This is a genomic window from Streptomyces echinoruber, from assembly GCF_014651135.1.
Taxonomy (GTDB): Bacteria; Actinomycetota; Actinomycetes; order Streptomycetales; family Streptomycetaceae; genus Streptomyces; species Streptomyces echinoruber.
On record NZ_BMWH01000070.1, the window covers coordinates 1 to 2549 of the forward strand.

At 74.8% G+C, this 2549-nt stretch carries 1 protein-coding gene; it reads right to left on the reverse strand.

The window, feature by feature from the left end:
* Positions 1–2549: SDR family NAD(P)-dependent oxidoreductase (locus IE225_RS32450; protein ID WP_190061257.1), on the reverse strand; the 2549-nt coding region annotated here is incomplete at both ends.

Here is a 2549-nt window from a genome sequence, read left to right on the forward strand (position 1 = left end):
GGTCAGCTCGTCCAGGTGGGCGGCGGACTCCGCCTTCGCCCGCAGGACGTGCGTGAGCTGCCGGGGAGTCAGCTCGGCCAGCAGGGTGTCGTCGAGGACACCGGCGGCGTGGATGATCCCGTCCACCGGGTGGTCGGCCAGCAGGCGGGCCACCGCCTCCCGGTCGGCCAGGTCGCAGGCCACCACCGTGACGCGCGCGCCCCGGTTCTCCAGGTCGGCCACCAGCTCGGCGGCGCCGGGCGCCTGCGGACCGCGACGGCCGGCCAGCACCAGTTCCCGGCTGCCGTGCCCGGCCAGCCAGCGCGCCACCCGCGCACCCAGGGCGCCGGTACCGCCGGTCACCAGCACCCGGTGCGGGGCACGCCAGTTTCCCTGCGGTCCCCCGGACGCGCCGGGGGCGGCCGGGGTCAGGCGGCGGGCGAAGACACGGCCACCACGGACGGCGACCTGGTCCTCGCTCCCGGACGCCAGGACAGCCGCGACCCGCGTGAGCACCCGACGGTCGAGCCGGACCGGCACGTCGAGCAGGCCGCCCCAGCGGTCGGGATGCTCCAGGGCGGCCACCCGCCCCAGACCCCACACCGCCGCCTGAACCGGATCGACGACGGCCTCACCGCCCGCACCGACCGCCACCGCACCGGAGGTGACGACCCACAGGGGAGCCGACAGGCCGGCATCGCCCAGCGCCTGTACCAGGCCCAGTGTCGGTACCAAGCCGCGCAGGCAGGACAGCACCCCGGTCACGGCGCCTGCCGCGGCAACGGAGGACAGGAGGCCGGCCAGTTCCTCACGGCCCGCGTCCGGCGGGCAGGCCAGCCGCTCGATGCCGGGCAGGAACTCCTCGATCCCCGCCAGGGCGATCTCGTCGCCCTCGGAGTGGAGCAGGAGCCAGCGGCCCGGCACGGCGGCCGGGGCAGCGGCACCGTCCGCGACGCGCTCCCACGTCACCCGGTAGCGCCAGCCGTCGACCGTCGCCTGCTCCACCTGCCCGCGCCGCCACGCCGACAACGCGGGGACGGCAGCACCGAGTTCAGGCTCCGCCACGCCGAGCACCTCGGCGAGCCGCCGGGCGTCGCCGCTCTCGACGGCCGCCCAGAAGTCGGCCTCGGCGGGATCGCCCGCGGTGTTCACGGCGGTCTGCTCGGCCTCGGTCGCGCGCGTCTCCGGCCAGTACCAGGCCCGTTGGAAGGCATACGTCGGCAGCTCGACCGCCCGCACCCCCGCGAAGAGCGACGGCCAGTCGACCGGAACTCCACTCACGTGCACAGCCGCCAGCGCGGCCATGACGGTGTCGGTCTCGTCGCGGTCCTTGCGGAGGGTGGGGGTGAGGAGAACGTCGGCGGCCTCGGGGAGGGCGGCCTGGGCGAGGGCGGTCAGGGTGCCGTCCGGGCCCAGCTCGACGAACCGGGTCACCCCCTGATCGGCCAGCCAGGCCACGCCGTCGGCGAACCGCACCGCCTCGCGCACGTGCCGCACCCAGTAGTCGGGGGAGGCCAACTCGTCGTCTCCGGCGAGGCGCCCGGTGACGTTGGAGACCACCGGGATCACCGGGGAGGCGTAGGTGATGCTCGCCGCGATCTCCCGGAAGGAGGCCAGCATCGGCTCCATCAGCGGCGAGTGGAAGGCATGGCTGACCCGCAGCCGGGTGGTACGACGGCCCTGCGCCGCGAAGTGCGCCGCGACCTCGGCAACCGCCTCCTCCACGCCGGAGATCACCGTGGCGCGCGGCCCGTTCACCGCCGCCACCGCCACCTCGGTCTCACGGCCCTTGAGCAGCGGCCGCACCTCCTCCTCGGCGGCCTCGATGGCCACCATGGCGCCGCCAGGCGGGAGTTGCTGCATCAGCCGGCCGCGGGCGACGACGAGCCGGCAGGCATCGGCCAGCGACAGCACCCCGGCCACATGGGCGGCGGCCAGCTCCCCGATCGAGTGCCCCACCAGGTAATCCGGCCGCACGCCCCAGGACTCCACCAGCCGGAACAGGGCGACCTCGACGGCGAACAGAGCCGGCTGCGCCCAGCGCGTCTCGTTGAGGAGTGCGGCATCGTCGCCGAAGACGACCTGCCGCAGCTCCTCCCCCACCTCGGCCACCACCGCGTCGAACGCTTCGGCGAACACAGGAAAGGCGTCATACAACTGCCGCCCCATACCCAGCCGTTGCGCGCCCTGGCCAGAGAAGAGGAAGGCCGTCCCGCCCTCGGAGACAACACCCCGGGTCACATTGGGCGCGGTCTCACCAGCCGCCAGCGCCGCCAGTCCGGCCAGCAGCTCGTCACGGTCCGCACCGCGCACCACCGCCCGGTCCTCGAACGCCGAGCGGGTGGTCACCAGTGCCGCAGCCACCTCGGTGCTGTCCAGGTCGGGGTGGGTGCGAACGTGGTCGAGGAGTTTGGCGGCCTGGGCGTGCAGGGCGTGGGTTCCGCGGCCGGACAGCACCCAGGGGATGACGGGCAGCGGCACGGCAGTCTCCCCGCGCTCGGGGCCGGCCGGCTCCGTTGCCGCTTCCAGGATGACGTGCGCGTTGGTGCCGGACAGCCCGAAGGAGGACA